This is a genomic window from Streptomyces sp. MCA2, assembly GCF_023544705.1.
Taxonomy (GTDB): domain Bacteria; phylum Actinomycetota; class Actinomycetes; order Streptomycetales; family Streptomycetaceae; genus Streptomyces; species Streptomyces decoyicus.
In genome coordinates, this window is record NZ_JAMJFM010000036.1 from 56,278 (window position 1) to 80,290 (window position 24,013).

General features: G+C 71.5%; 21 protein-coding genes. 9 read left to right on the plus strand and 12 right to left on the minus strand.

The window, feature by feature from the left end; translation table 11 throughout:
• Positions 1-8: 8 nt before the first annotated feature.
• Together M8I34_RS26680 and M8I34_RS26685 are read left to right on the plus strand one after the other, a co-directional pair.
• Complete coding sequence (locus M8I34_RS26680) at positions 9-953, plus strand: heavy metal transporter (RefSeq protein WP_250053352.1); 945 nt, start codon at positions 9-11, stop codon at positions 951-953.
• A gap of 302 nt (positions 954-1,255) precedes the next feature.
• Complete coding sequence (locus M8I34_RS26685) at positions 1,256-1,708, plus strand: ATP-binding protein (RefSeq protein ID WP_250053354.1); 453 nt, start codon at positions 1,256-1,258, stop codon at positions 1,706-1,708.
• A gap of 116 nt (positions 1,709-1,824) precedes the next feature.
• Here the strand turns inward: M8I34_RS26685 and dapC are convergent, their stop codons facing one another.
• Together dapC and fdxA are read right to left on the minus strand one after the other, a co-directional pair.
• A complete protein-coding gene (gene dapC, locus M8I34_RS26690) occupies positions 1,825-2,958 on the minus strand; it encodes a succinyldiaminopimelate transaminase (RefSeq protein WP_250053356.1) in 1,134 nt (377 codons plus the stop codon).
• 179 nt (positions 2,959-3,137) lie between these two features.
• On the minus strand, positions 3,138-3,458 hold the full coding sequence (gene fdxA / locus M8I34_RS26695) for a ferredoxin (protein ID WP_030981535.1): 321 nt from the start codon (positions 3,456-3,458) through the stop codon (positions 3,138-3,140).
• Positions 3,459-3,598: 140 nt separating this feature from the next.
• Between fdxA and M8I34_RS26700 the strand changes: the two genes are divergently transcribed.
• The gene (locus M8I34_RS26700) at positions 3,599-4,678 is read left to right on the plus strand and encodes an N-acetyltransferase (RefSeq protein WP_250053358.1); all 1,080 of its coding nucleotides are present in this window, start codon (positions 3,599-3,601) and stop codon (positions 4,676-4,678) included.
• Positions 4,679-4,693: 15 nt separating this feature from the next.
• Complete coding sequence (locus M8I34_RS26705; protein ID WP_250053360.1) at positions 4,694-5,560, plus strand: transglutaminase-like domain-containing protein; 867 nt, start codon at positions 4,694-4,696, stop codon at positions 5,558-5,560.
• Here M8I34_RS26705 and M8I34_RS26710 read toward each other — a convergent pair.
• The 9 genes from M8I34_RS26710 to M8I34_RS26750 all read right to left on the minus strand — a co-directional run bounded on the left by M8I34_RS26710 (position 5,527) and on the right by M8I34_RS26750 (position 14,853).
• Positions 5,527-6,645, minus strand: a complete 1,119-nt coding sequence (locus M8I34_RS26710; RefSeq protein WP_244418852.1) for a PP2C family protein-serine/threonine phosphatase — start codon at positions 6,643-6,645, stop codon at positions 5,527-5,529. The genes M8I34_RS26705 and M8I34_RS26710 overlap by 34 nt on opposite strands.
• A 113-nt stretch (positions 6,646-6,758) precedes the next feature.
• Positions 6,759-7,364, minus strand: coding sequence for a response regulator transcription factor (locus tag M8I34_RS26715; RefSeq protein ID WP_279614401.1), 606 nt, complete (start codon positions 7,362-7,364; stop codon positions 6,759-6,761).
• Between the two features lie 92 nt (positions 7,365-7,456).
• A complete protein-coding gene (locus M8I34_RS26720) occupies positions 7,457-8,704 on the minus strand; it encodes a sensor histidine kinase (RefSeq protein ID WP_250053362.1) in 1,248 nt (415 codons plus the stop codon).
• A gap of 10 nt (positions 8,705-8,714) precedes the next feature.
• A complete protein-coding gene (locus tag M8I34_RS26725; protein ID WP_250053364.1) occupies positions 8,715-9,452 on the minus strand; it encodes an ABC transporter permease in 738 nt (245 codons plus the stop codon).
• Positions 9,449-10,420: an ABC transporter ATP-binding protein gene (locus M8I34_RS26730; RefSeq protein ID WP_250053366.1), complete on the minus strand. Its 972-nt coding sequence runs from the start codon at positions 10,418-10,420 to the stop codon at positions 9,449-9,451. The genes M8I34_RS26725 and M8I34_RS26730 overlap by 4 nt, the downstream gene beginning before the upstream one ends.
• Positions 10,421-10,581: 161 nt before the next feature.
• A complete protein-coding gene (locus M8I34_RS26735) occupies positions 10,582-12,762 on the minus strand; it encodes a hypothetical protein (protein ID WP_250053368.1) in 2,181 nt (726 codons plus the stop codon).
• Positions 12,763-12,977: 215 nt separating this feature from the next.
• On the minus strand, positions 12,978-13,550 hold the full coding sequence (locus M8I34_RS26740; protein WP_250053369.1) for a DUF6113 family protein: 573 nt from the start codon (positions 13,548-13,550) through the stop codon (positions 12,978-12,980).
• Positions 13,547-14,533 carry an N-acetyl-1-D-myo-inositol-2-amino-2-deoxy-alpha-D-glucopyranoside deacetylase gene (mshB, locus tag M8I34_RS26745; RefSeq protein WP_250053370.1) on the minus strand — a complete coding sequence of 329 codons (987 nt, stop codon included), beginning with the start codon at positions 14,531-14,533 and terminating at the stop codon, positions 13,547-13,549. The genes M8I34_RS26740 and mshB overlap by 4 nt, the downstream gene beginning before the upstream one ends.
• Before the next feature lie 125 nt (positions 14,534-14,658).
• A complete protein-coding gene (locus M8I34_RS26750) occupies positions 14,659-14,853 on the minus strand; it encodes a hypothetical protein (protein ID WP_030085789.1) in 195 nt (64 codons plus the stop codon).
• Positions 14,854-15,086: 233 nt separating this feature from the next.
• Here M8I34_RS26750 and M8I34_RS26755 point away from each other — a divergent pair, with 233 nt between their 5' ends.
• Positions 15,087-17,276: a prolyl oligopeptidase family serine peptidase gene (locus M8I34_RS26755; RefSeq protein ID WP_250053371.1), complete on the plus strand. Its 2,190-nt coding sequence runs from the start codon at positions 15,087-15,089 to the stop codon at positions 17,274-17,276.
• 32 nt (positions 17,277-17,308) lie between these two features.
• Here M8I34_RS26755 and M8I34_RS26760 read toward each other — a convergent pair whose 3' ends face one another.
• On the minus strand, positions 17,309-18,436 hold the full coding sequence (locus tag M8I34_RS26760) for a hypothetical protein (protein WP_250053373.1): 1,128 nt from the start codon (positions 18,434-18,436) through the stop codon (positions 17,309-17,311).
• Between the two features lie 485 nt (positions 18,437-18,921).
• On the opposite strand from M8I34_RS26760, the gene M8I34_RS26765 reads away from it, so the two are divergent.
• The 4 genes from M8I34_RS26765 (at position 18,922) to M8I34_RS26780 (ending at position 24,013) form a co-directional block, all read left to right on the plus strand.
• Entirely contained in the window at positions 18,922-19,962 is a 1,041-nt protein-coding gene (locus M8I34_RS26765) for an ABC transporter permease (RefSeq protein ID WP_250053375.1), read from the plus strand.
• Between the two features lie 92 nt (positions 19,963-20,054).
• Entirely contained in the window at positions 20,055-21,851 is a 1,797-nt protein-coding gene (locus M8I34_RS26770) for an ABC transporter substrate-binding protein (RefSeq protein ID WP_250053376.1), read from the plus strand.
• Between the two features lie 111 nt (positions 21,852-21,962).
• Positions 21,963-22,940 carry an ABC transporter permease gene (locus M8I34_RS26775; RefSeq protein WP_250053378.1) on the plus strand — a complete coding sequence of 326 codons (978 nt, stop codon included), beginning with the start codon at positions 21,963-21,965 and terminating at the stop codon, positions 22,938-22,940.
• Positions 22,941-22,951: 11 nt separating this feature from the next.
• Positions 22,952-24,013: an ABC transporter ATP-binding protein gene (locus M8I34_RS26780; RefSeq protein WP_244418864.1), complete on the plus strand. Its 1,062-nt coding sequence runs from the start codon at positions 22,952-22,954 to the stop codon at positions 24,011-24,013.

The window sequence follows — 24,013 nt, forward strand, 5'->3', positions numbered from 1 at the left end:
GTGGGCCCGTGTCCGCGCAGCCCTCAGCCCCCCTCCGCCGCAGCCGCCGGTGGCGTATCACCGCGGCCGTCTCCGTACTGATCGGACTGGCCGTCTACCTCGTGGTGCAGTACGTGACCGGTGGCCCCGGGGCGCCGAGCTGCACGGTGCGCGCCGAGGGCGGCGCCGAGGGCGGCGCCGAGGCCTACGAGCTGTCCCCTGAGCAGGCCGCGAACGCCGCGACGATCTCGGCCGTGGCGTCCTCGCGCGGGCTGCCGGAGCGGGCGGTGACCATCGCGCTGGCGACCGCGATGCAGGAGTCGGGGCTGCGCAACATCGACTTCGGCGACCGGGATTCGGTCGGGCTCTTCCAGCAGCGGCCGTCGCAGGACTGGGGCACCGTGAAGAAGATCATGGATCCCGTCTACTCGGCCGGGGAGTTCTACCGGCATCTGGCGAACGTGCCCGGCTACTCCCGGCTGCCGCTGACCGTCGCCGCGCAGAAGGTCCAGCACAGCGGCTATCCGCAGGCCTACGCCAAACACGAGGCGAACGCCGCGCAGTTGACCGGGGCGCTCACGGGGCGCGACCAGGGCGCGATGACCTGCACCGAGAGCCGCCCGGTGGGCAGCGGGGGCGCCGACGCCGCGAAGGTGCGGGAGAAGCTGGTGCGGGAGTTCGGCCCCCAGGTGCTGCCACGGGCGGGCGGCTCCGGCGGCCGCAGCGCGGGCGACGGGCGCGGCGTGACGATACCGGTGAAGGCGGCCGGTCCGGTGGTGGCCGCGGGCGATGCCTCGCGGCGCGGCTGGGAGCTGGCGACGTGGGCCGTCGCGCACTCCGCCGAGCTGCACATCGAACAGATCTCTTACGCCGGCCGGACGTGGACCGCGGCCGATTCGGGGAAGGGCTGGCAGCAGAAGCCGGCCGCTTCCGCGGCGGCCGCGCGCAACGTTCGTATCATCACCGAGCAATAGTTTGCCTGGTCCCCCTAAAGGGGCATGGGCGGCAATTCCTTTGATGCGTAAGGGAGTTGGCCGGACCGCATGGGTGCGCTCGGTCAATTCCCTTGCACGCAAAGGGCTGTGACGTTTCCGCAGCCCACCGGGCCGTGCGCATATTGCCCTTCTTTCTCCAGGGCGGATTATGTGACGCGTTACCAACTCTTTACCGGAGTTCACCGCAACCTTCGGGGTTCTGACGCGGTAGTCAGTGCGTCCGCCAGGCGGACATGGCACATCTGTCAGAAGTACGAGTCCTTCTCCGTCAAAGGAGCACCATGTCCCTCCCCGTTACGCGTCGGATCGCCCGAGCCGCCCTGCTCGTTGCAGTGGGTGCCGCTCCCGTGGTCGCTGCGGCAGGTTCCGCGACCGCTGCGGAACCGGCCGCCAAGGCACTCGGCGGGCTGACGGCGCCCCTGGACTCCCACAACACCAGCGAGACCCTCGACCACACCGCGCGCCACGGCGTCGGCCTGGTGAACGCGGCCGGCAGCAAGGCGGCCACGAAGCTCGCCCCGGCGCTCGTCGAGACCGCCGGTCCGGTCGTGAAGAAGGCCATGCCGCTCACCCAGGGTGCCGCCGACAAGGCGGAGAGCGTGGTCCGTCCGGTCGCCAAGCACGGCGTCACCACCAACGCGCTGCCGCTCGCCAAGGACCTGGTCGGGTCGCCCCAGGGCCTGCTCGCCCCGGCCCAGGGCCTGCTCGGCGGCCTCCCGCTCGGCGGCCGCTGACCGGCCGGCAGTCCGCCCGTACGACGCGCAGGGGCCCGGGGAGTTCGCTCTCCCCGGGCCCCTGCGCGTCGTTGCGCGTGGTTATGCGTCGTGGTGCGTCGTTCCGTGGCGGCGGCTCACTCCGCCAGCCGGCGCACCGCGGCGGCCACCCGCTCGTCGGTGGCGGTGAAGGCGATCCGTACGAACCGGTCCCCCGCGGCACCGTAGAAGTCGCCGGGGGCGACGAGGATGCCGCGCCCGGCGAGCTCGCCGACGGTGTCCCAGCAGGGCTCGTCCCGGGTCGCCCAGAGGTAGAGCGAGGCCTCGCTGTGCTCGATGCGGAAGCCCGCGGCCTCGAAGGCGGACCGCAGCGCGGCGCGGCGGCGGGCGTAGCGCTCGCGCTGCTCGGCGACATGGGCGGTGTCGCCCAGCGCCGCGACGGTGGCGGCCTGGACGGGCGCCGCGATCATCATGCCGCCGTGCTTGCGGATCTGGAGCAGGTCGCCGAGGACCGCGGCGTCGCCGACGAGGAACGCGGAGCGGTAGCCGGCGAGGTTGGAGCGCTTGGAGAGGGAGTGGACGGCGACGAGGCCGTCGTGGGAGCCGCCGCAGATGTCCGGGTGCAGCACGGAGACCGGGTCGGCCTCCCAGCCCAGTTCGAGGTAGCACTCGTCGCTGAAGACCAGCACACCGTGCTCGCGCGCCCAGGCGACGGTGCGGCGCAGCTCGTCGGCGCTCAGCACGCGGCCGGTCGGGTTGGACGGCGAATTCAGCCAGAGCAGCTTCAGGCCGCTGGGGTCCAGCTCCCAGGGCTCGTCGTAGACGACCGGCTCGGCCCCGGCCAGACGGGCTCCGACCTCGTACGTCGGGTAGGCCAGGCGCGGGTAGCCGACCTTGTCCCCCGGGCCCAGGCCCAGCTGGGTCGGCAGCCAGGCCACCAGCTCCTTGGAGCCGACGACCGGCAGCACATTGGTGTGCTCCAGGCCTTGGGCACCGAGGCGGTCGGCCGCCCAGCCGGTGAGCGCGTCCCGCAGCGCGGCCGTGCCCCACACCGTCGGATAGCCCGGACTGTCGGCCGCGGCGGTCAGCGCCTGCTGGACCACCGCGGGAACCGGGTCGACCGGGGTGCCGACGGACAGGTCGACGATGCCGTCGGCGTGCGCGGCGGCGGTGGTCTTGTACGGCTCCAGGCGGTCCCACGGGAAGGCGGGCAGGCGGTCGCGGAGCGACGCGCGGGGGGAGACGGGCTGGGGAGACGATGCTGCGCCCACGGTGCTCTCTTTCTCAGTGGTGCGGGACACCGGCGCACAACGCAGCGGTCCCGTACGGCGAGGTGGCCGTACGGGACCGGGCGGCGCCGTGCGACCTCCCCCGGCTCACACCGGGGGGCGCCCCCGACGACGTCGGAGGCGAAGGGGAGCGGGCGGGCTCCCCCTCGGTCCTCGGGTCGTTACTGGTTCTGCGGCGGCAGCGCCGCGATGAACGAGTGATCGCGGTCGATCAGGCCGAGCTTGCTGGCACCACCGGGCGAGCCGAGCTCGTCGAAGAACTCCACATTCGCCTTGTAGTAGTCCTTCCACTCCTCCGGGGTGTCGTCCTCGTAGAAGATGGCCTCGACCGGGCAGACCGGCTCACAGGCACCACAGTCGACGCATTCGTCCGGGTGGATGTACAAGGACCGCTTGCCCTCGTAGATGCAGTCGACCGGGCACTCCTCGATGCACGCCTTGTCCTTGACGTCGACACAAGGCTGCGCGATGACGTAGGTCACGCTGTCGTTCCTCCTCGGTAGGGCCGGCGGACCGATTGGCAGTACCGCCGCTGGGCGCGCGGGAGCGCGGCGTCGTCGATGCCCGCCATCTAGTATCTCCGTTCCCGGGCGCGAGACGAACAAGAGGGGCGGTTTGAGCGATGGAATTCCTGGCCGGCGGCCACGCGGAGGTCCGCATCACCCGTGCTGACGTGGGCAAAAGGGTATCCGTCCGGCGTCTGACCGGGGGTGGGGCGGGGGAGGCGACGTTCACGGACGCGGTCGGGGTTCTCACATCCTGGGACGAAGGTGTGCTGAGCATCACACGGCGCAACGGTGAGTGCGTCCGGATCGCGGAGTCCTCGCTGGTGGCGGCCAAGGTGGTGCCCGCCCGCCGCCCGGCCACCACCCCCCGGGGAGCCGCGCACCCCTCCTCGGCGGAGCCGGTCCGCCGGCGAGGGCCGGCGGCCACCGCCCGGGAGCTCCAGCAGGTCGCGGCCCGTGGCTGGCCCGCTGTCGAGACAGCACGTCTCGGGGAATGGACACTGCGGGCTTCGGGGGGATTCACCCGCCGCGCCAACTCCGTCCTGCCGCTCGGCGAGGCCGGTGTCCCCCTGGACACCGCGCTGGAGCGGATCGGCCAGTGGTATGACGAGCGCGGGCTGCCGGCGGTGATCGTGGTCGCCACGGGGCGGGCGGACACCGATGAGGAGCTGGCCGCGGCGCTGGCGGAGCGCGGCTGGGCCGACGAGCGGCACACCACGGTCCGGACCGCGGCACTGGCGCCGCTCGCCGACACCGACGCGGACCTTTCCCGCGTCGCGCTGTCCCGGGAGCCGGACGCGGACTGGCTGGCGCTGTACAACCGCACCGGCGAGGCCGACCGGGCCGGCGAGGCCGCGCGGAACGCCCTGAAGGTGCTGACCGGCGGCCCCTCGGTGTGGTTCGCGACGGTGCACGACGCGGACGGCGGGACGGCGGCGATCGGGCGGCTGGTCGTCGACGGGCGCTGGGCGGGCTTCGCGGCGCTCGAAGTGGCGCCGGCCGCACGCCGTCAGGGGCTGGCCACGCTGGTGATGGCGGCGCTCGCCGAGCGGGCCCTTGAGGAGGGCGCCTCGGCGGCGTACCTCCAGGTCGAGGCGGACAACGCGGGCGCCCTCGCGTTCTACGACCGGCTCGGCTTCACCGACCACCACGGCTACCACTACCGGCGCGCCCTGCCGGGCGGCGGCCGGCACTGAAGGGGTGCCCCTCCCATGCCCCACGCACCCGATCCGGAGCCGGAGCCGGACGACGCCCGCGCCGCACGGCGGCAGCAGTTCGCCGACGCCGCGCGCGCCGAGCGGCCCGATCTGGCACTGCTGTGCCTGCTGATCGGCGCCGAGGCCGATCCGGCGCCGGACGAGGCAGGTCTCGACGCGGCCCAGATCGAGCTGGACCGGCTGGCCGGGCTGCTGCCGTTCTCCCCGGCCGGCGGCCCCGGTGCCTGGGCCCGCAATCTCGCCGAGCTGCTCGGCACCCGGTGCGGCTTCGGCGGCTCGCCCGCCGACTACCGGCGGCTGGAGTCCTCGCTGCTGCACGAGGTGCTGCGGCGGCGCCGGGGCCTGCCGATCCTGCTGTCGGTGGTGTGGATGGAGGTGGCGCGGCGGGCCGGCGCACCCGTCTACGGGGTCGCTCTGCCCGGTCACTTCGTCGTCGGCTTCGGTGATCCCGCCGGCGCGCATGTCCTGGCCGATCCGTTCGCGGGCGGGCGGCTGCTCACCGAAGAGGACGCGGGGCTGCTGGTCGCGGGCGCGACCGGTGAGCCGCTGAACGAGCGGATGATGACGCCCGCCGACCCGCTGGAGATCGTGCTGCGGGTGCTGAACAACATCCGGGCCTGGGCGCAGGCGCGACCGGAGCACAGCGCGGTGCAGCTGTGGGCGCTGGAGCTGTCGCTGCTGCTGCCGAGCCATCCGGCGCGGCTGCGCCATGAGCGCGCCCAACTGCTCGTCCAGCGTGGTGAGTTTCTGACCGGAGCGGCCGAGCTGGAGGAGTACGCCCGGGTGGTGGAGGCCGTCGAGCCGGCCGGTGCGACCGCGATACGGCGTCAGGCCGCGGCCGCGCGCGCCATGCTCAACTGAGCGGCGGCCGGACTGCGCCGGACGACCAGCACGGTCGCGTCGTCCTTGAGCTCGCCGTCGGTGAAGCTTTCCAGATCGGCACGGAGGGTACGGGCCAGCTCGGCGGGCTCCAGGTCCGTCCACCCGGCCAGCCGTTCGGCCAGCGGGTAGAACTCGCCGTCCTTGCCGCGTGCCTCGGTCACCCCGTCCGTGCACAGCACCAGCCAGTCGTCGGGGTCGGGGTGGACCCGGACGCTGTGGCGGGGCTCGCCGCTGAGCCCGCCCAGGCCGAGCGGCAGTCCGCCCTCGCCCTCCCGGCGCTCGGAGACCTCGCCGCCGTGCACCAGGTAGTACGGGATATGGCCGCAGGAGAGCACCCGGCCCTGCGCCGGGCCGCGCACCTCCATCAGCAGCGCCGTGACGAAGCGCTCGTCGCCGCCCTGCTCGACCGAACGGGTGTTGTAGCGGGCCAGCGCCTGCTCCATGCGTTCGGCCACCGAGTCCAGCGACTCCAGATGCTGTGCGGCCTCCCGGAACGACGCCAGCACCTCCAGGCCCGCGCCGATCGCCGGCATGCCCTTGCCCTGCACATCGCCGATCATCAGCCGCAGCCCGTGCGGCGTGTCGATGGCCTCGTAGATGTCGCCGCCGACCCGGGCGCCCTCCTGGGCGGAGACATAGAAGCCGTACGCCTCGACGGGCCCCGCGTTGAGCGGCAGCTCGCGCAGCATCGCCCGCTGCACCGTGTCGGCCACCAGGCGCGTACGGGCGTGCAGCGCCTCCCGCTGGAGGCGGGTGCGGCACAGCATCAGGGAGAAGACGGCCACCAGGATCACGCCGAAGATGCCGACGACCCGGCTGGCCGGGGCCCAGTCGGGGACCGTGAAGATGTCGACGTAGGTCAGGCACACGACGAAGACGGCTGCCACCAGGAGCGTCATCCGGAACGACCAGCGCAGCGCGGCGTACAGCGGGGCAATGCCCAAGAAGGCCGAGATATGCAGCTCAGGGCTGGTCGTGGCGTCCAGGACCGCGACGACGAAGATCGCGAGGATCAGCAGCGCGGGAGCGAGGTGGCTGCTCTCCGTGGGTCGGTCGGCAGGCATAACACTTCAAGAGTGCGGGACGCCGACCGGCACCGCACCGGGGCGAAGGTCCCCGAGGGCGGCGGGGCCGGAGGTCAGGGCCCCCGGGTGGCTGGCCGGTGCCTGCCCGGTGGCTACAGCCAGCCCTTGTCGCGGGCCGTGCGGACCGCCTCGGCGCGGTTGCGGGCACCCGTTTTCTGGATGGCGGTGGAGAGGTAGTTGCGGACGGTGCCCTGGGACAGATGCAGGGCACCGGCGATCTCGGCGTTGGTGGCGCCGTCGGCGGCCGTCCGCAGCACCTCCCGCTCCCGCTCGGTCAGCGGGCTGGCGCCGTCGGCGAGCGCGGCCGCCGCCAGCACGGGGTCGATGACCCGCTCGCCGCGCAGGACGCGTCGTACCGCGTCCGCGAGCCGGGCCGCCGGGGCGTCCTTGACCAGAAAGGCGTCGGCGCCGGACTCCATCGCGCGGCGCAGATAGCCGGGGCGACCGAAGGTGGTGAGGATGACGATCTTCACGCCGGGCAGTTCGGCACGCAGCGCGGCCGCGGCGTCCAGTCCGCTGAGGCCGGGCATCTCGATGTCCAGCAGTGCGACATCCACGGGGTGGGCCCGCGCGGCCGGGAGCACCTCGTCCCCGCGCGCCGCCTGGGCCACGACCTCCAGATCGGCCTCCAGCGACAGCAGCGCGGCCAGCGCCTCCCGGACCATGGACTGGTCCTCCGCCAGCAGCAGTCTGATCACGCGGGCCAGCTTAAGGCGTACGGGAGGGGCGGATCGGCTCGGTGCCGCCTTGGTCCGTTGGCCCCCTGGCCGGTTGCCGGCGGGCGGTGCTCCTACGCCGGGTCGTTGAGGGGCTCGGGGGATATCTCCGGGGCGAGGACTGCGCCGGCCGCCGGGGCGGCGGTGCCCAGGGGGACGAAGGCGCGCAGGGCGAAGCCGGGGCCGCGCGGGGCGGGGCCGGTTTCCAGGCGGCCGCCGGCCCGGGTGAGGCGTTCGCGCAGACCGCTGAGGCCGTTGCCGTCGTGCTGGGCGCGGGGCGGGCCGGCGCCGTCGTCGAGCACCGCAAGGCACAGCGAGCGGCTCTCGTCGGCCTCCCACTCCTCGCTGAGCAGCAGCTCGCAGTGGCGGGCGCCACTGTGCCGTATGACGTTGGTGACGGCCTCCCGCAGCGCCCAGGCCAGCGCGCTCTCCTCATCCGGCGCGAGCCCGCGGTACTCGCTCTCCAGGGCCGGGTCGGCGCCGGCCTCGACTCCTGCCGTGCGCAGCGCGGCCCGCGCCCCGGCGAGTTCGACGGCGAGCCGGGGTCTGCGGTAGCCGGTGACCGCCTCCCGCACATCGACCAGCGCCTGCCTGCTGACCTGTTCGATGTCGGCGACCTGCCGGGCGGCGTCGGACGGCCGGTCGGGCAGCATCCGCCCGGCCAGTTCGCTCTTGAGCGTGATCAGCGAGAGGGAGTGGCCGAGGAGGTCGTGCAGATCGCGGGCGAGGCGCAGCCGCTCTTCGTTGGCGGCGAGGCGGGCGACCTCCTGGCGGGCGGCGCGCAGCTCCGTGGTCGTATGGATCAGATGCTGCACCCCGACCATCATGAAGCCGCTGCCCAGCGCGGGCAGGCCGTAGGCGAAGAAGTAGTAGGCGCGGATCTCCGGATAGCGCGCCCCGACGGCGAGCAGCACCGCGGTCACCAGCGGGATGGTCCAGCGGGACTGCCGCCAGGGGAGCACCACGGCAGTGGCCACGCTGGTGAAGATGAACAGCACCAGCCACGAGAAGCCCAGCGTCCACGAGAGCGCGGTGGACAACGCCAGCATCAGGGCCAGAGCGGCGTACATCAACGGGCCTCTGGTCTTCCGCCACATATGACGGAAGACCACGACGAAGTAGGAGAGCACGAAGGCCACGAGCCCCAGGCCGCCGCCGATCCGCTCGGTCGTGGAGGCGCCGACCCGCAGCAGCTGGCCCACCGGGCCGGCCAGATACAGCAGCCAGATGCCGATCCACATCATCTTGCCGAGCGCCTGGCGGCGCGTACGGGGCGGCTGCCCGATCATCATGGGGCCGGCGCCCTTGGGCTCGCTCGTCATCTCCCGTGCCTCACGCCTTCCGGGTGTCCTTGCGGTAGAGCCAGGCCGCGGCGCCGGTGAAGACCAGCAGATACCCGGCCAGGATGGCCATGTCCTTCCCGTGCGGGGCCTGGCCGGCCTCGACGGCGGTGCCGAGCGCGGTGTACGCGTGGGTCGGCACCCACTCGGCGATGTTCTGCACCCACTGGGGCAGGATCGTCAGCGGCATCCACAGGCCGCCGAGGAACGCCAGGCCGAAGTAGCACAGCATAGAGATCGGGCGGACCGCGTCACCAGTGGCCAGATAGCCGATGGCGACGCCCAAGGCGGCGAAGACGAAGCTGCCGAGCCAGGTGCCCGCGGCGATGGCGATCCACTGCCAGGCCTCGAGACGTACGTCCTTGACCACCGCGGCGACGAGCATCACCAGCAGGATCGACGGCAGGCTGACGGTCGCGGCGGCGGCCATCTTGGCGGCGACATAGCCGCGTCCGGGCAGCGCCGTCAGCCTCAGCTGCCGCACCCAGCCCTTCTCCCGCTCCTTGGCGATCCGCTCGCTGTTGCCCAGCAGCACCGCGGTCATGGCACCGAATGCTGCCATCGACACCATGAAATAGAGCCCCATGTCCAGCTTCATACCGGGGATCGGCTTGCTGTCGGCGCCGCCGGCGATGATCAGATACAGCGCCGGCGGGTAGATCACCGAGAAGAACATGAACTTCTTGTTGCGCAGTGCGCGGATGATCTCCAGCTTGATCAGAGTGGTCATCGGGCCGCCTCCTCGGCGGTGGCGGAGGTCGCGTCGGAAGCGGTGGTCAGGGCGATGAAGGCCTGTTCCAGGCCGAGGCCGGAGACTTCGAGGTGGTGCGGGTAGACGCCGAGGCCGTAGAGGGCGTGGACGGTGGCGTCGGCGTCGTGCGACTGGAGACGGACCGTGCGTCCGGAGACCTCCAGGGCGGTCAGGCAGGGCAGGCCGTGCAGCGCCTCGCGGTCGACCGGCTCGTCGAGCTCGAAGGTGACCCGGCGGGCGCCGGCCCTGGCCTTGATCTCGGCGGCCGTGCCGTCGGCCAGCACCCGGCCGCGGTGCAGCACGATCACCCGGTCGGCGATCTCGTCGGCCTCTTCGAGGTAGTGGGTCGCGAAGAGGACCGTACGGCCCTGCTGGGCCTGTTCGCGCATCGCGCCCCAGAAGGCCTGCCGGGCGGAGACGTCCATGCCGGTGGTCGGCTCGTCCAGCACGATCAGGTCGTTGGCGCCGGCGGTGGCGAGGGCGAAGCGCACCCGCTGCGCCTGGCCGCCGGAGAGCTTGTCGACCATGCGGTCGGCGATGTCGGTGATACCGGCGGTGGCCAGGATCCGGTCGAGCGGATAGCCGCGCGGATGCAGATCGCGGGCGAGCCCCACCAGCTCCTTGACCTTGACGCCGTCCATCAGGCCGCCGCTCTGGAGCATCGCGCCGACCCTGCCCTGCTCGATGGCGCGCTGCGGGGTCGTGCCGAAGAGGGTCACGCTGCCGGAGTCGGCGCTGCGCAGCCCGAGGAGCAGGTCGAGGGTCGAGGACTTGCCCGCGCCGTTCGGGCCGAGGAGGGCGACGGTCTGACCCGGGGCCAGCTCCAGATCCAGGTCGGCCACCGCGCGCACCGCGCCGTAACTCTTGCTGACCTGCCGGAAACTGACCACGGGGGCCCGGTCCGCCCCCTGCGCGGTGGTGGCTGTGGTGGTCGCTGTGGTCGTCATGCTCTTCAGCTTCCGGGATCCGCACCGCGCGCGGCAGTGCCGACCGTATGCACTGTGGCATGACATCTGTCATGGGTGAGGCCCCCTGGGGGACTTCTCGGGGGGTGCCGAGAAGCCGCCCTGCGGGGGCCTCTTACCTGCGGTTTCGCGCCGGGTGGCGGTCAGTTGCCGTTCGTGGCGATGGTCTGGACCCGCTCCGCCGCTCCGGTGCCGAGCAGGGCCTTGCCGACCGCGCTCGCCACCTCCTCGACGCTGACCGGGTGCTTGGAGCCGTCGCCCTTGGTCACCGTGACGCCGTTGAAGGTGTCTCCGTAGAGCTCCTTGAGGGCCGGCCGGTCGTAGTACGGCACCAGACCGCCATCGACGATCTTGAAGGACAGGAACTTCGGGATGGACTTCTGCGGGCTGAAGGAGACCGTGTGCGCCGCGTCCGTACGGACCGTCACCAGGCCGGACATCGCGGGCTTGGCGAACTGCTCCAGCGCCTTGTCCACCGCGGCCTTGTCGACCTGCGGCTGCTGCGTGCTCGCGGCCAGCACCACCGGTGCGTCGGCGCCGGTCGTGGCGCGGTTGCGGTAGGCGTCGGTGACCTTCTTCTTGGACGCCTTCACATCGATCGCCTTGTGGGGCACGCCGTAGTGCGGCACCGCCTTGCCGTTCTCGAAGGTGATCCCGCCGTCCTTGGCGGCGCCCGAGGGCCCGGCGACGTTCGCCAGGGCGATCTGGAGCTTCTCGTCGTCGACGACCACCTCCGGCTCGGCCGTGCGCGTACCGCCGAACAGCGAGCCGATGACGGAGACCGGGTTGTAGTCCCGGCCGGCCGCCTTGCGGACCGTCGCCTGCGGGTCGATGTCCAGACCGGCCTTGTCGGGTTCGAGGGTCGCGGCCTTGCCGTCGACGGTGAGCTTGAGCGGCGTGGCGCGGCGGCCCTTGAGCGCCGTCTCCAGCTTCTTGACGGCGTCTTCCCTGGTGGTGCCGCCGATGTCCACGCCCAGCGCGGTGGTGCCGTTGGGCACATCGGCGTGGTCGAGCAGCAGCCCCGCACCGTAGGCGACACCGGCCAGGACCACGACGGCAACGCCCACGAGAACGAGCTTGTTGCGGCCCTTCTTGGGCGGGTTGATCGGCTCGGGGATCTTGGGCCGCGGCTTCGGGGCGGCCCTCTCGCCGTCATCGCCCGGGGCTGCCGCGAACGGCGACGGGGACGACGGCCCCTCGGCCCCGGGGACCTTCGGGATACCGCTGACCAGCGTGTCGCCGGACACCCGGCCGCGGTCGCCGGGGGCGCCCGCCTGGGGGTCCTTGGCGCCGCGCTTGCCCTTCGGGCCGCCGGGCGCCGTGCCCTGGGGACCGCCGGGCAGTCCGCCCGCGATACCGCCCGCGCCGCCGAGGCCGCTGCCAGGGCCTGCGAGCGGGGCCGGCGGCTGCGGGGTGAGCTCCGCGGTGTCGTCGCTGATCGGGGGCGTGCTGCCGGTGCCGGGGTTGCTGAAACCGGGCGGGAGGTTGAGCGACGCATTGCCGCGCGCCGGCCCGGTCGTGGGGCCGCTGGGGCCGCCCGCCGGGGCGTCGAACGGGGTGTGGTCCCGGGTGGGACCGGCGGCGGCGTCGAACGGCGAACCGCTGCCGGCGGCCGCACCGTCGAACGGCGAACCGCCGCCCGGCCGGCCCTCGTCGAACGGCGAACCGCCGCCCCGCGCACCGCTGTCGAACGGCGAGGCACCGCCCGGCTGGGCACCGCCGCCCGGCCGGCCTCCGCCGTCGAACGGCGAGGCACCGTCCTGCGGGGCCGGGTTGTCGGAGAAGTACGGCAGGTCGGGGCGCTGCGGCGGCTTGGCGCCGGCCGGTGGCCGCGGCGGGGTCGCACCGCCCGGGGCGGGCGGCATGGCATGGGACCCGGTGGAGGACTGCTGCCCCTTGCGCGGCGCGAACCAGTCACTGGGCTTCTCGGCCTGGCCGCCCGCGGGAGCCTCGTCCGCCGGAGCGTCGGGCCGGGGGGTGCTGGCCGTGCGCTCCGCGTTCCGCTCGCTGCCGCGGGCGGGGCGGGGCGCCCCTCGGGAACCGGCGGAACCGCCGGAACCGGATGATCCGCTCATGCCGGACTCCTCACCGACGGGCTTGCGCACGACGACCGGCGGGATGGGGCGCGACCCCGGAATGTTGATCTTGATCCGCGTCGTCAGCGTGGTCTCGGTTTTGGGCTCCTCCGGCTGCGCCGCGGCACCGGGCGCCGGCGCCTGGTCGGCATCTCCCCTGGGCGAGCCGTACGGCGGCGTCCCTGAGGGGTACGCGGCTCCGCCACGGCCCTGGGGGCCGGAGGACGAACTGTCAGATTCACGACTCAAAGCAGGTTCTCCCGGTTGGCTCCGCCGCTCGTCAGAGATGATCCCCGGCCACAGGCCGGGGGGTGCCCCCAGGGCGGCGCGACGGCGCGCACCACCATACTGTCCGCCGCGGGCGGCCACCCGGGGAGCGTACGAACACCGCCGCCGCGCGCAAACCCCCGGCCCCCGGTCCGTTCACCCGGAGCCGCGCGGCATCCGTCCCGTTATGGCCCACGTCATCCGCCAACTCGGCCGTACCGGACGCCCGTAGCGCCCACCCGGACGGCGGTGGCGCAGATCACAGCGACCAGAATGCCGCCGAGCAGGAAGATGTACGAGCCGAGCCCCGCGCCGAAGAAAAAGTCGCCCTCCGGCCGGACATTGCTGACCAGCAGGAACACCGTGACCAGCCATGCCGCGCCGGGCACCAGGACGCCCGCCGAGGTGCCGGTCGCCCGGCCGCCCCCGTAGAAGAGGCCGCCGACACCGGCCAGCGCCAGCACCAACCCGCCGGGGAACCAGGCCGCTTGCACCAGCGCTCCGGCGAACGCGACCAGCACGCCCGCGACCAGCAGCAGCACATATATGCCCACCCGGCCCGGCGTCAGCGGCGCGGTCAGCGCGGCACCGGCCGCGGGCGTCACGGGAGGGCCGGACCGCGCACCGGACGTACCGCCCGCGCCCGCCCTCGACCGCTGCCCCTTGCCGGAGGCCGCGCCGCCCTTGCCGCCGGACGCCGCGCCGCCGTTACCGGAGGCCCCGCCGCCGTTTCCCTCGGCACGGCCGCCGCCGCCCTTCGCCGTACTCATTCCGCCGCCTCCTCGATCCGGGCACTCTCCTCCATACCCACCATTTCGCCGATACCCGCGAAAAGGTCGTCCTCGCGCGCGCCACCCGCGGCGCCCGGCACACCGCGCACCAGCCGATAGTGCTCCGTGCCGAACAGCGGCTGACCCAAGTCGTTGGAGAGCGCGAAGAACGGCCCGTCGACCGCGATCTGGGTGTAGTGCGCCCGCATCGCCGCGGCCTTCGCGGCCCGGTGCGCCGGATCGCCGGTGAGGGACGCCGTGACCTCGGAGTCCGGCACCACCCCTGGCACATCGTCGACGGTGGCGACTCCGGGGAAGGTGTGACCGGCCGCCCGCAGCCGCTCGAAACCCTCCTCGACCACGGACCGCGGGTTGCAGTTCCAGTAGATCTTCGCGATCTGATGCGCGCCGCCCAGCTCGGGCCGGAAATCCGCCTGCGCGGCCAGCTCGGCGCCGCGCATGGCCACCCGGTGGGCCTGGATGTGATCGGGGTGGCCGTATCCGCCATTCGGGTCATAGGTGACCAGAACCTGCGGCCCGACCTCACGGATCACGGCCACCAGATGGGCGGCCGCCTCGTCGAGCGGGGCCTGCCAGAAGGCGTCGGGACGCTCGTTCTGCGCCGCGCCCATCATCCCGGAGTCCCGGTAGCGGCCCGGCCCGCCGAGGAGGCGGTGGTCCGTGACGCCCAGGGCCTCCATCGCGGCGGCCAGCTCACGGGCGCGGTACGGGCCGAGGGCGTCGTCGCGGTCCGGCGCGAGAGCGGCCAGCTCGGGCGGGATGACCTCGCCCTCCTCGCCGAGTGTGCAGGTCACCAGGGTGACCTGCGCGCCCTCGGCCGCGTACTTGGCCATGGTCACGCCGTTGTTGATCGACTCGTCGTCGGGGTGCGCATGCACCAGCAGCAACCGGCGGGAGAGGGCCGGACGCGAAGCGCTCCCCCCGGAGGGGGCCGGCCGGGGGCGGGCGGGCTGATCGGTCATACCGACAGCCTACGAGCCGCCCGGTCCGCCTCCCGCAGGCGATCCCGCCCGCCACCCGTACACCCGGCCGGAGGACGGGTGCACGGAGGACGGGCGCACGGTGGACGGGACCGGCCGGGGAGGGATCAGAACTTGATGTTCCCCAGCATGCCGGCGACGTTCGTCGTCAGCTGCTTGATCGTCGGAGCGATGGACGAGCTGGCCAGATAGAAGCCCAGCAGCATGCACACAAACGCATGCGCGGCCTTCAGTCCGGACTTCCTGACAAGCAGGAAGACGATGATCGCCAGCAGCACCACCGCCGAAATCGAGAGTGCCACGGCGGCTCACCTCCAAGTACTCGCGTTCCGAACAGAGTTGATGGTGGCACAGACCGTCTTCACGAACCTGCGCACCGGGGTATGCCAAGGGCTCTTTACCCCGTACCCACTACGCGCAAGGGATCATAACTTTCCGTCCTAGCGCATAAGTCGGAGCACGGAAGCAGAGCGGGGGCGCACACGATCTTCACGAGCGCGACCGCGGTGAGCCCGTGCCCGTTTAGGCTCGGCCCATGACCGGACAGCCTTCGTTCCCGCGGCAATACGCCCGTACGCAGCGCTTCACTCTGGGCGCACCGCGCGGCTACGCCATCTCCCCTGACGGCACACGTGTCGCCTTCCTCCGTTCCCGTTCGGGCACCGACCGCAGCCAGCACCTGTGGGTGCTCGACCTGGAAGCGGGACGGGAGTTCACGGCCGCCGACCCGCAGGCCCTCCTGGCCGGCGCCGAGGAGGACCTTCCCCCGCAGGAGCGGGCCCGCCGCGAGCGCAGCCGGGAGAGCTCGGCGGGCATCGTCGGCTATGCGACGGACTCCGCCGTGGAGTTGGCGGCGTTCACCCTTTCCGGCCGGCTGTTCGTCTCCGAACTACGGGCCGGCACCACCCGTGAACTTCCGGTCCAGGGGCCGGTCGTCGATCCCCGCCCCTCGCCGGACGGCCGGCAGGTGGCCTTCGTGGCGGACGGCCGGCTGCGGGTGGTGGCGGTGGACGGCGCCGCGACCGCCGACGGGGGCGACGGCGGCCCGGCGGGCGCCACGACGGCCGACCGGGTGCTGGCCGAGCCCGACGGGCCCGAGGTGACCTGGGGTCTCGCGGAGTTCATCGCGGCCGAGGAGATGGGCCGCTACCGGGGCTTCTGGTGGTCGCCGGAGAGCGATGCGGTGCTGGCCGCGCGGGTCGACGAGGCGCCGGTGCAGCGCTGGTGGATCTCCGACCCCGCCCATCCGGACCGGGAGCCCGCCCGGGTCGCGTACCCGGCGGCGGGGACCCGCAACGCCGGGGTCACCCTGACGCTCTTCGGCCTGGACGGCTCGCGCACGGACATCGGCTGGGACACCGAGCGCTACCCCTACCTCGCGCGCGTCCACTGGTCGTCGGCCGGGCCGCCGCTGCTGCTGGTCCAGGCCCGCGACCAGCGCGACCAGCGCTATCTGACCGTCGACACCGCGACCGGTGCGACCAGGACGGTGCACGAGGAGGAGGACGAGGCGTGGGTCGAGCCGTTCCCCGGGGCGCCGGCCTGGACGCCGGACGGGCGGCTGGTGCGGATCTCGGACGAGGGCGGTGCGCGCAAGCTGTTCGTCGGCGCCCGCCCGCTGACCGGGGCACCGCTGCACGTCCGGGCCGTCCTGGACATCGGCGAGGAGGATGTCCTCTTCTCCGCGAGCGGCACCGAGATGCACGACATCGGCGTCTACCGCGCCTGGTTCCGCGGCAGCGGTGACCAGGGCGGCTGGGAGCGGGTGGGCGAGCGCCCGTATCCGACGGTGTCCTCCGCGGTGCGCGGCGGCACGGTGACCGTGCTGTCGCAGACCTCGCTGGAGCGGCCCGGCACCCAGGTGGACGTGGTGCGGCTGGATCCCGACGGTGGGGAGAAGACCCTCGCCACGATCGGCTCCTGTGCCGAGGAGCCGGTGCTGACCGCCCGCCCCCGTCTCGTGCGCGCCGGGGAACGCGAGATTCCGTGCGCGGTGCTGCTGCCCGGGGGATATAAGGAGGGCGACGGTCCGCTGCCGGTGCTGATGGATCCGTACGGCGGTCCGCACGGCCAGCGGGTGGTCGCCGCGCACCACGCCCATCTGACCTCCCAGTGGTTCGCCGACCAGGGGTTCGCGGTGATCGTCGCGGATGGCCGGGGCACCCCGGGCCGCTCCCCCGCCTGGGAGAAGGCGATGTTCCGCGACCTCGCGGACGTCGCCCTGGACGACCAGGTCCATGCCCTCCAGGCACTGGCCGGATCCTTTCCCCTGGATATGGAGCGGGTGGCGATCCGCGGCTGGTCCTTCGGCGGCTATCTCGCGGGGCTGGCGGCGCTGCGCCGCCCCGATGTCTTCCATGCGGCGGTGGTCGGTGCGCCGGTGACCGATCTGCGGCTGTACGACACCCATTACCAGGAGCGGTATCTCGGCCACCCGGACGAGGAGCCGGCCGTCTACGCGGCGAACTCGCTGATCACCGACGACGGGCTGTCCGGGGCGGCGGAGCCGCACCGTCCGATGCTGATCGTGCACGGCCTCGCGGACGACAACGTGGTGGTGGCGCACTCGCTGCGGCTGTCCTCGGCGCTGCTGGCGGCGGGCCGCCGGCACGAGGTGCTGCCGCTGTCCGGGGTGACGCACATGGCCTCGCAGGAGCAGGTGGCCGAAAACCTACTGCTGCTGCAAGTCGACTTCCTCAAGCGGTCGCTGGGGATGCCGTCCTGAGGACGTAGCGCGCCGCGGGGCCCGGGGCCGTCTCACCAGCCGGGCGGAAGCCTGGACGGCGGGGGCGGGGCGTGCGGCGGCCGCGCCTCGCCCGGGGCGGCGCCATAGGCCAGCACACCGTCCGCGTCCCGTGAGGCGTCCGGTGTGCCGGGCCGGGCCGCCGCGACCAGCGCGGCCAGCCCGGCGGCGGCCACGAAGGCCGCGGTCGCCACCTCCAGCCGGGCCTGGACGGGCAGTGCGGCGAACCGGCCGAACTCCCCGGTGCGCACGGCGAAGACGACCGCCACGGCCCCGTGCACGAGCAGCAGGGCCGCGGCCGTCATCGCGGCCGGCCTGGCCCAGGCCGCGCGGCGCAGCACGGCGGCCGCGGCCCCCACGGCCAGCAGCGCGAGCGCCGCCGCCTGCCAGTGGACCGGGGGCTGGAGCAGGGCACGGAAGACGGAGGCGTCGCCGAGCAGCCCCTTGCGGTAGACGGCTCCGCCGAGTTGCGCCTGCCAGTGGATCTCCCAGCCGGCCACGGCGAGTCCGGCGGTTCCCAGGAGGACGGCGGCCGTGACGGCCGGGCCCCTGTACGGCCTGCCGGGCCACTCGGGGTCCGGCAGGCCGTACGGCACCGCGTGGACCACTCCGTACGCCGCTGACGCCCCCTCCGGCAGCCCGCGCACCGCGTGCCCGGCCCGCCGGCCCGCCCGGCCGCCGGACTTCCGGCCCGCCACGACCACCACGACCAGTGCGGCCACCAGCGTGAGCTGGGCCAGGGCGGTCAGCCGCGCCCGCTCCGTGAGCCCGCCGTCCAGCCCCTGGAGCCAGCCCGCGCCCAGCACCCACACCAGCGGGAGCCGCAGCAGTGCGGTGGCGGCCGCCAGCCAGAGCAGCGCACCCGCGGCCACGGACGAGGGGACGGCGCCGCGCAGGGTGGCGACCGCGGCGGTGAGCGCGCCGAGCACCAGCAGCGGGTCGAGCGCCGAGGTGGCCCAGGCGGTGAACTCCCGCGGCCGGCGGGCCTCGCCCAGCCAGGTCCGCCACACGTCCGCGCCGTGCTGGGCGATGGTCAGATCCCGGATGATCCAGACCGCGGTGAGGAGTGCGAGCAGCAGGCAGAGCAGTGCGCCGATGCCGCGTGCGCCGTGCGTGAGAACGCCGTCCCGCCCTGTGGACACGGCCAGCCCCCCGTCCGTGTCGATGTGCCTGGGTGGTCCATGGCAGCCCCGTTCAGGGGGTGCCCACCGCAGGTCTACTCCAGACCTGGCGCAGGGACAACACGCCTGCGGGGAGCGAGGGGAGAAATCCCCCGAAACGGCAACCGGCCGGGACGCCGTCTGGCGTCCCGGCCGGTCTACGGCACCCGCACGGCCGTACGTTGTTCATCATGGCGCGTCCGTATATCGGTGTTGCGACAGTGAAGTTGCCTTCATGTTAAAGAAGTTTGTGGCGATATGTCCCCCATGCCGTATATCCCGCCCACCTGTCAAGCACGCCATGGGATCAACTTGCGCAATGTTCGCTCAAGAAGTAGACGACCTGTTCACGAGCACACCCGATCCCCTTGACTCCGCCATAAATCACTTGCGAAAGTCCGCTCATCCAGCGGTGCGTTCGGTGCCGCTTCACGTTCCAAGAGAACTCGGCGCGGGGGCACTTCGCGATGACTAGTCCATCCCAGACCGCGGGGACCACGACCGACACCCCTGGTCTTGGCCCCGAAGGACTGACTTCGAAGAAGAACGGAAAAAACGGCAAAAACGATCCACTGCAAGGCCGTTCGCCCGGCCAGCTGATGTGGACGCGCTTCAAGCGCGACCGGACCGGTGTCATCAGCGCCGGCGTCGTGCTCTTCTTCTTCCTGATCGGCGTGCTCGCACCGGTCATCTCCAAGCTGTACGGCAAGGATCCCTACACCCGTTACGGGATGATCACTCCGGGGCTCCTGGTCAACCAGTACCCGGCCGGTCCCAACGGCGGGATCAACGGTGACTTCTGGTTCGGTATCGAACCCACCCTGGGCCGCGATGTGTTCATGCAGCTGCTCTACGGCATCCGCAACACCCTGGGCCTCGCCGTGGGCATCACGCTGGTCTCGGTGCTCACCGCGATCCTGCTGGGCGTCGCCGCCGGCTACTTCGGCGGACGCACCGACTACTTCATCGGCCGGTTCATCGACCTGCTGATGGCCTTCCCGAACCAGCTCTTCTTCGTCGCCTTCGTGCCGGTCGTGGGCGCCATCTTCGTGGCTCCCGAGGACGAGATGCCCACCTGGCTGCGCGCCGGGATCATCATCCTGGTCATGTGGTTCCTGGGCTGGATGAGCCTGGCCCGTCTGCTGCGCGGCCAGGTGCTGTCGCTGCGCGAGCGGGAGTTCGTCGAGGCCGCCAAGGTCAGCGGCGCCTCCCCGTGGCGGATCATCCGGCGCGAGCTGGTGCCCAACGTGATGACGCCGATCCTGGTGCAGACGACCTACATGCTGCCGAACTTCGTGACCTCCATCGCGGGGCTCTCGTTCCTCGGCGTCGGTCTCGTCGAGCCCACGCCCGACTGGGGCCGGATGTTCGCCAACGCGGCCGAGTACTACCGCAACGACATCACGTACTTGTTCTTCCCCGGCCTCGCGATGGTCATCTTCATCGTCGCGTTCAACCTGCTCGGGGACTCGGTCCGGGACGCCTTCGACCCGAAGAGGGCTCGGTGAATCCGTTCCGCGGGGGGGTGCTGCCACCCCACCAGCACCGCATCAGTCAGGCAGCAGCAACGGATCAACGACAGGCAGGTGCATCCACCACCATGAGCAACGTTCGTATGCGCAGAGCGCGCGCCACCGTCGTGGCGCTGGCCGCGGGGGCCATGGTCCTCACCGCGTGCAGCAGCGGCGCCACCAAGGGCGCCGGCGACGACGACGCCCGCAAGAACGCCGAGAAGCAGCGCGCCCAGATCACCTACGGTGACGCGGCCGCCTCCAAGGGACCGGCCGAGGCCGTTCCCGGCGCCGCCCCGGGCGGCACCATCAAGGTCTACCAGCGTGACACCTACGCGCACCTGGACCCCGCGCAGATCTACGTCTCGGACCAGGGCACCCTCTCGACCCTGCTGTTCCGCAGGCTCACCAACTTCCACCTGGACAACAAGGGCAAGTACACCGTGGTCGGCGACCTCGCCACGGACAGCGGCCAGAAGTCCGACGGCGGCAAGACCTGGACGTACAAGCTCAAGGACGGCATCAAGTTCGAGGACGGCAAGCCGATCACCTCGGCCGACATCCGCCACACCTTCGAGCGGACGTTCGCGGACTTCATCTCCAGCGGCCCGACGTACGTGCAGCGCTGGCTGGCCGACTCGGCGGACTACCGCAAGCTCCTCAAGGGCGGTCCCTACGACGGGAAGCACCTGCCCAAGGACGTGCTGGACACGCCGGACGACAAGACCATCGTCTTCCACTTCAAGAAGCCCGTGGGTGACCTGCCCTACGCACTCGCCATGGCGGGCTACGGCGCGGTCGAGAAGAGCAAGGACACCAAGGAGAAGTACGACAAGGCCCCGGTCGCCTCGGGCCCGTACAAGATCCAGCCCGGCTCGTTCAAGAACGGCAAGGGCATCACGCTGGTCAAGAACGCCAAGTGGGACCCGAACACCGACATCTCGCGTCACCAGTACGTCGACAAGTTCGACATCCAGTTCAGCGTGGCCTACGCCGACTCCACCCAGCGTCTGATGGCCGACAACTCGGACAACCAGACCGCGGTCAGCTTCAACAACCAGGTCGACGCCGCGAGCATGCAGCAGGTGGCCAACGACCCGAAGATCAAGGCGCGTTCGACCTCCGGCTACCAGCCGTACGTCGGCGTCATGAACTTCAACATGCGGCGCCTGAAGGACAAGAAGATCCGCGAGGCCATCGCCTACGCGCTGCCGACGCAGGCCGTCCTCGACGCCTACGGCACCCCGGGCGGCGGTGAGCTGGCCGGCAGCTACATCAGCCCGACGCTGACCGGCTTCAAGGACATCGACCCCTACGGCAAGCTCAAGAAGCCGCTGGGCGACATCGAGAAGGCCAAGAAGCTCCTGAAGGACGCCGGCAAGACCGGTATGAAGCTGACCTACGCGCACAACACGGCGACCGAGCCGTCGAAGTACTCCGTCGCGGTGGTCGACAACCTCAAGAAGGCCGGCTTCGACGTCCAGAGCAAGGAACTGCCCTCGGACACCTACTACGACATCATCGGCAAGACGGACAACAAGTTCGACATCTACCCCTCTGCGTGGGGTGCGGACTGGCCGAGCGCGCTGACGGTGCTCCCCCCGGTGTACGACGGCCGGCAGATCCAGGACGGCGGGACCAACTACTCGCTGTACAACAACCCGGCGACCAACAAGGAAATCGACCGGATCGAGCAGGAGACGGACCAGAAGAAGGCCGCGGACGACTGGTTCGCGCTCGGCGAGAAGATCCTCAAGAACGACCTGCCGCAGATCCCGACCTTCTACTACAAGCAGATCCAGCTGCACGGTTCCAAGGTCGGCGGCGTCGTGAACAACGACGTCATCAGCTCCGTCGACCCGACCAAGATGTACGTCAAGAAGTAACCGCGACCGTTCCGGTTACCCAGGCACCCGGTGTGCCCGCCTCACAGGGCGGGCACACCGTGCCACCTCTTACCCCACACCTCCGCTGCCCCACGAGAGCTGCGATCTGCCATGCTTCGATTCCTCTTCCGCCGGTCTCTCGGCGCGATCGTGATCTTGCTGCTCATCAGCGCGTTCACGTTCTTCCTCTTCTTCGCCGCCCCCCGGGACCCCGCGCTGCTCGCGTGCGGAAGGAACTGTGGCCCCGAGGCACTCGCGATCATCCACAAGAACATGGGGCTCGACCAGCCGATCCTGGTGCAGTACTGGCACTTCATGTCGGGCATCGTCAGCGGCCGTGATTTCGCCCAAGGACCGTGCCCCGCACCCTGCTTCGGCTACTCCTTCGCCACCGGCGACGCGGTGTGGAACACCATCGTCGACCGCTTCCCGATCACCCTGTCGCTGACCATCGGCGGTGCCGCGGTCTTCCTGCTCGTCGGTCTGGCCACCGGAATGCTGGCCGCCTGGAAGCAGGGCACGATCATCGACAAGGTCTTCAGCTCGGCCTCGCTGGTGCTCAGCTCGATGCAGATCTACTTCGTCGGCCCGATCGTGCTGGCGTTGCTGGTCTACAACACCAATCTGCTGGGGCAGCCCAAATACGTCCCCATCACCGAAAATCCCGGCGGCTGGTTCATGGGCCTGCTGATCCCGTGGTGTGTGCTCTCGATCATCTTCACCGCGCAGTACACCCGTATGGCGCGCTCCGCGATGATCGAGCAGCTCCAGGAGGAACACGTCCGCACGGCCCGCGCCAAGGGGATGTCGGCCAGGACGGTCTTCTTCCGCTACGCCTGGCGCGGCTCGCTGATCCCCATCGTCACCATCTTCGGCATCGACCTCGGCACCCTCTTCGGCGGTGCCATGATCACCGAGGTGACCTTCGCCCTGCCGGGCCTGGGCACGCTGTCGATGGAATCGGTGCTCAAGACCGACCTGCCCACGGTCATGGGCGTGATGCTCTTCGCAGCCGCCTTCATCGTCCTGTTCAACATCATCGTGGACGCCTGCTACGCGTTCATCGACCCGCGCGTGCGTCTGGCCTAGGAGAACCACCAGTGACCACACTCACCAAACCCGAGGGTGCGCCGGTCCCGACCGGATCTGATGCGTTTCTCTCCGTACGCGACCTGCATGTGCGGTTCTCCACCGAGGACGGCATCGTCAAGGCGGTCGACGGTCTCTCCTTCGATCTGGAACGCGGGCAGACGCTCGGCATCGTCGGCGAATCGGGCTCCGGCAAGTCGGTGACCAACCTCGCCGTCCTGGGGCTGCACGACCCGAAGGCCACCGAGATCGGTGGCGAAATCGTGCTGGACGGCCAGGAGTTGACGGGGGCCAGGGACAAGACCCTGGAGAAGCTCCGTGGCAACAAGATGGCCATGATCTTCCAGGACGCGCTGACCTCCCTGTCGCCGTACTACACGATCGGCCGGCAGATCGCCGAGCCGTTCATCAAGCACACCGGCGCGACCAAGCGCGAGGGCCGGCTGCGCGCCATCGAGATGCTGACCAAGGTCGGTATCCCGCAGCCCGATCTGCGGGTGGACGACTATCCGCACCAGTTCTCCGGCGGTATGCGCCAGCGCGCCATGATCGCCATGGCGCTGGTCTGCAACCCCCAGCTGCTGATCGCCGACGAGCCGACCACCGCCCTGGACGTCACCGTCCAGGCGCAGATCCTCGACCTCCTCAAGGACCTCCAGCAGGAGTTCGGCTCCGCGATCATCCTGATCACCCATGACCTCGGCGTGGTCGCCAACACCGCGGACGACGTGCTGGTGATGTACGCGGGCCGGGCCGTCGAGCGGGGCTCCGTCAAGGAGATCCTCACCCAGCCCCGGCACCCGTACACCTGGGGCCTGCTGAGCTCCATGCCGCGGCTCTCCTCGGACGTCAACGAGGCGCTGCACCCGATCCCCGGCTCCCCGCCGAGCCTGCTCAACCCGCCCTCCGGCTGCGCCTTCCACCCGCGCTGCGGCTTCGCCCAGGAGGTCGGCGGTACCCGCTGCACCGACGAGCGGCCCCCGCTGGAGCTGGGGCGCGCGGCCGCGTGCCATCTGAGCGCCGATCAGAAGCAGACCCTCTTCACCGAGCAGATCAAGCCCCGGCTGGGCTAG

Coding starts and splice junctions, on each gene's coding strand:
- M8I34_RS26705 (WP_250053360.1), top strand. CDS start 4,694: ATGCCCCACGCACCCGATCCGGAGCCGGAGCCGGACGACGCCCGCGCC.
- M8I34_RS26765 (WP_250053375.1), top strand. CDS start 18,922: ATGACTAGTCCATCCCAGACCGCGGGGACCACGACCGACACCCCTGGT.
- M8I34_RS26740 (WP_250053369.1), bottom strand. CDS start 13,550: ATGAGTACGGCGAAGGGCGGCGGCGGCCGTGCCGAGGGAAACGGCGGC.
- M8I34_RS26730 (WP_250053366.1), bottom strand. CDS start 10,420: ATGACGACCACAGCGACCACCACAGCCACCACCGCGCAGGGGGCGGAC.
- M8I34_RS26725 (WP_250053364.1), bottom strand. CDS start 9,452: ATGACCACTCTGATCAAGCTGGAGATCATCCGCGCACTGCGCAACAAG.
- mshB (WP_250053370.1), bottom strand. CDS start 14,533: ATGACCGATCAGCCCGCCCGCCCCCGGCCGGCCCCCTCCGGGGGGAGC.
- M8I34_RS26775 (WP_250053378.1), top strand. CDS start 21,963: ATGCTTCGATTCCTCTTCCGCCGGTCTCTCGGCGCGATCGTGATCTTG.
- M8I34_RS26685 (WP_250053354.1), top strand. CDS start 1,256: ATGTCCCTCCCCGTTACGCGTCGGATCGCCCGAGCCGCCCTGCTCGTT.
- M8I34_RS26720 (WP_250053362.1), bottom strand. CDS start 8,704: ATGACGAGCGAGCCCAAGGGCGCCGGCCCCATGATGATCGGGCAGCCG.
- M8I34_RS26770 (WP_250053376.1), top strand. CDS start 20,055: ATGAGCAACGTTCGTATGCGCAGAGCGCGCGCCACCGTCGTGGCGCTG.
- M8I34_RS26710 (WP_244418852.1), bottom strand. CDS start 6,645: ATGCCTGCCGACCGACCCACGGAGAGCAGCCACCTCGCTCCCGCGCTG.
- M8I34_RS26700 (WP_250053358.1), top strand. CDS start 3,599: ATGGAATTCCTGGCCGGCGGCCACGCGGAGGTCCGCATCACCCGTGCT.
- M8I34_RS26755 (WP_250053371.1), top strand. CDS start 15,087: ATGACCGGACAGCCTTCGTTCCCGCGGCAATACGCCCGTACGCAGCGC.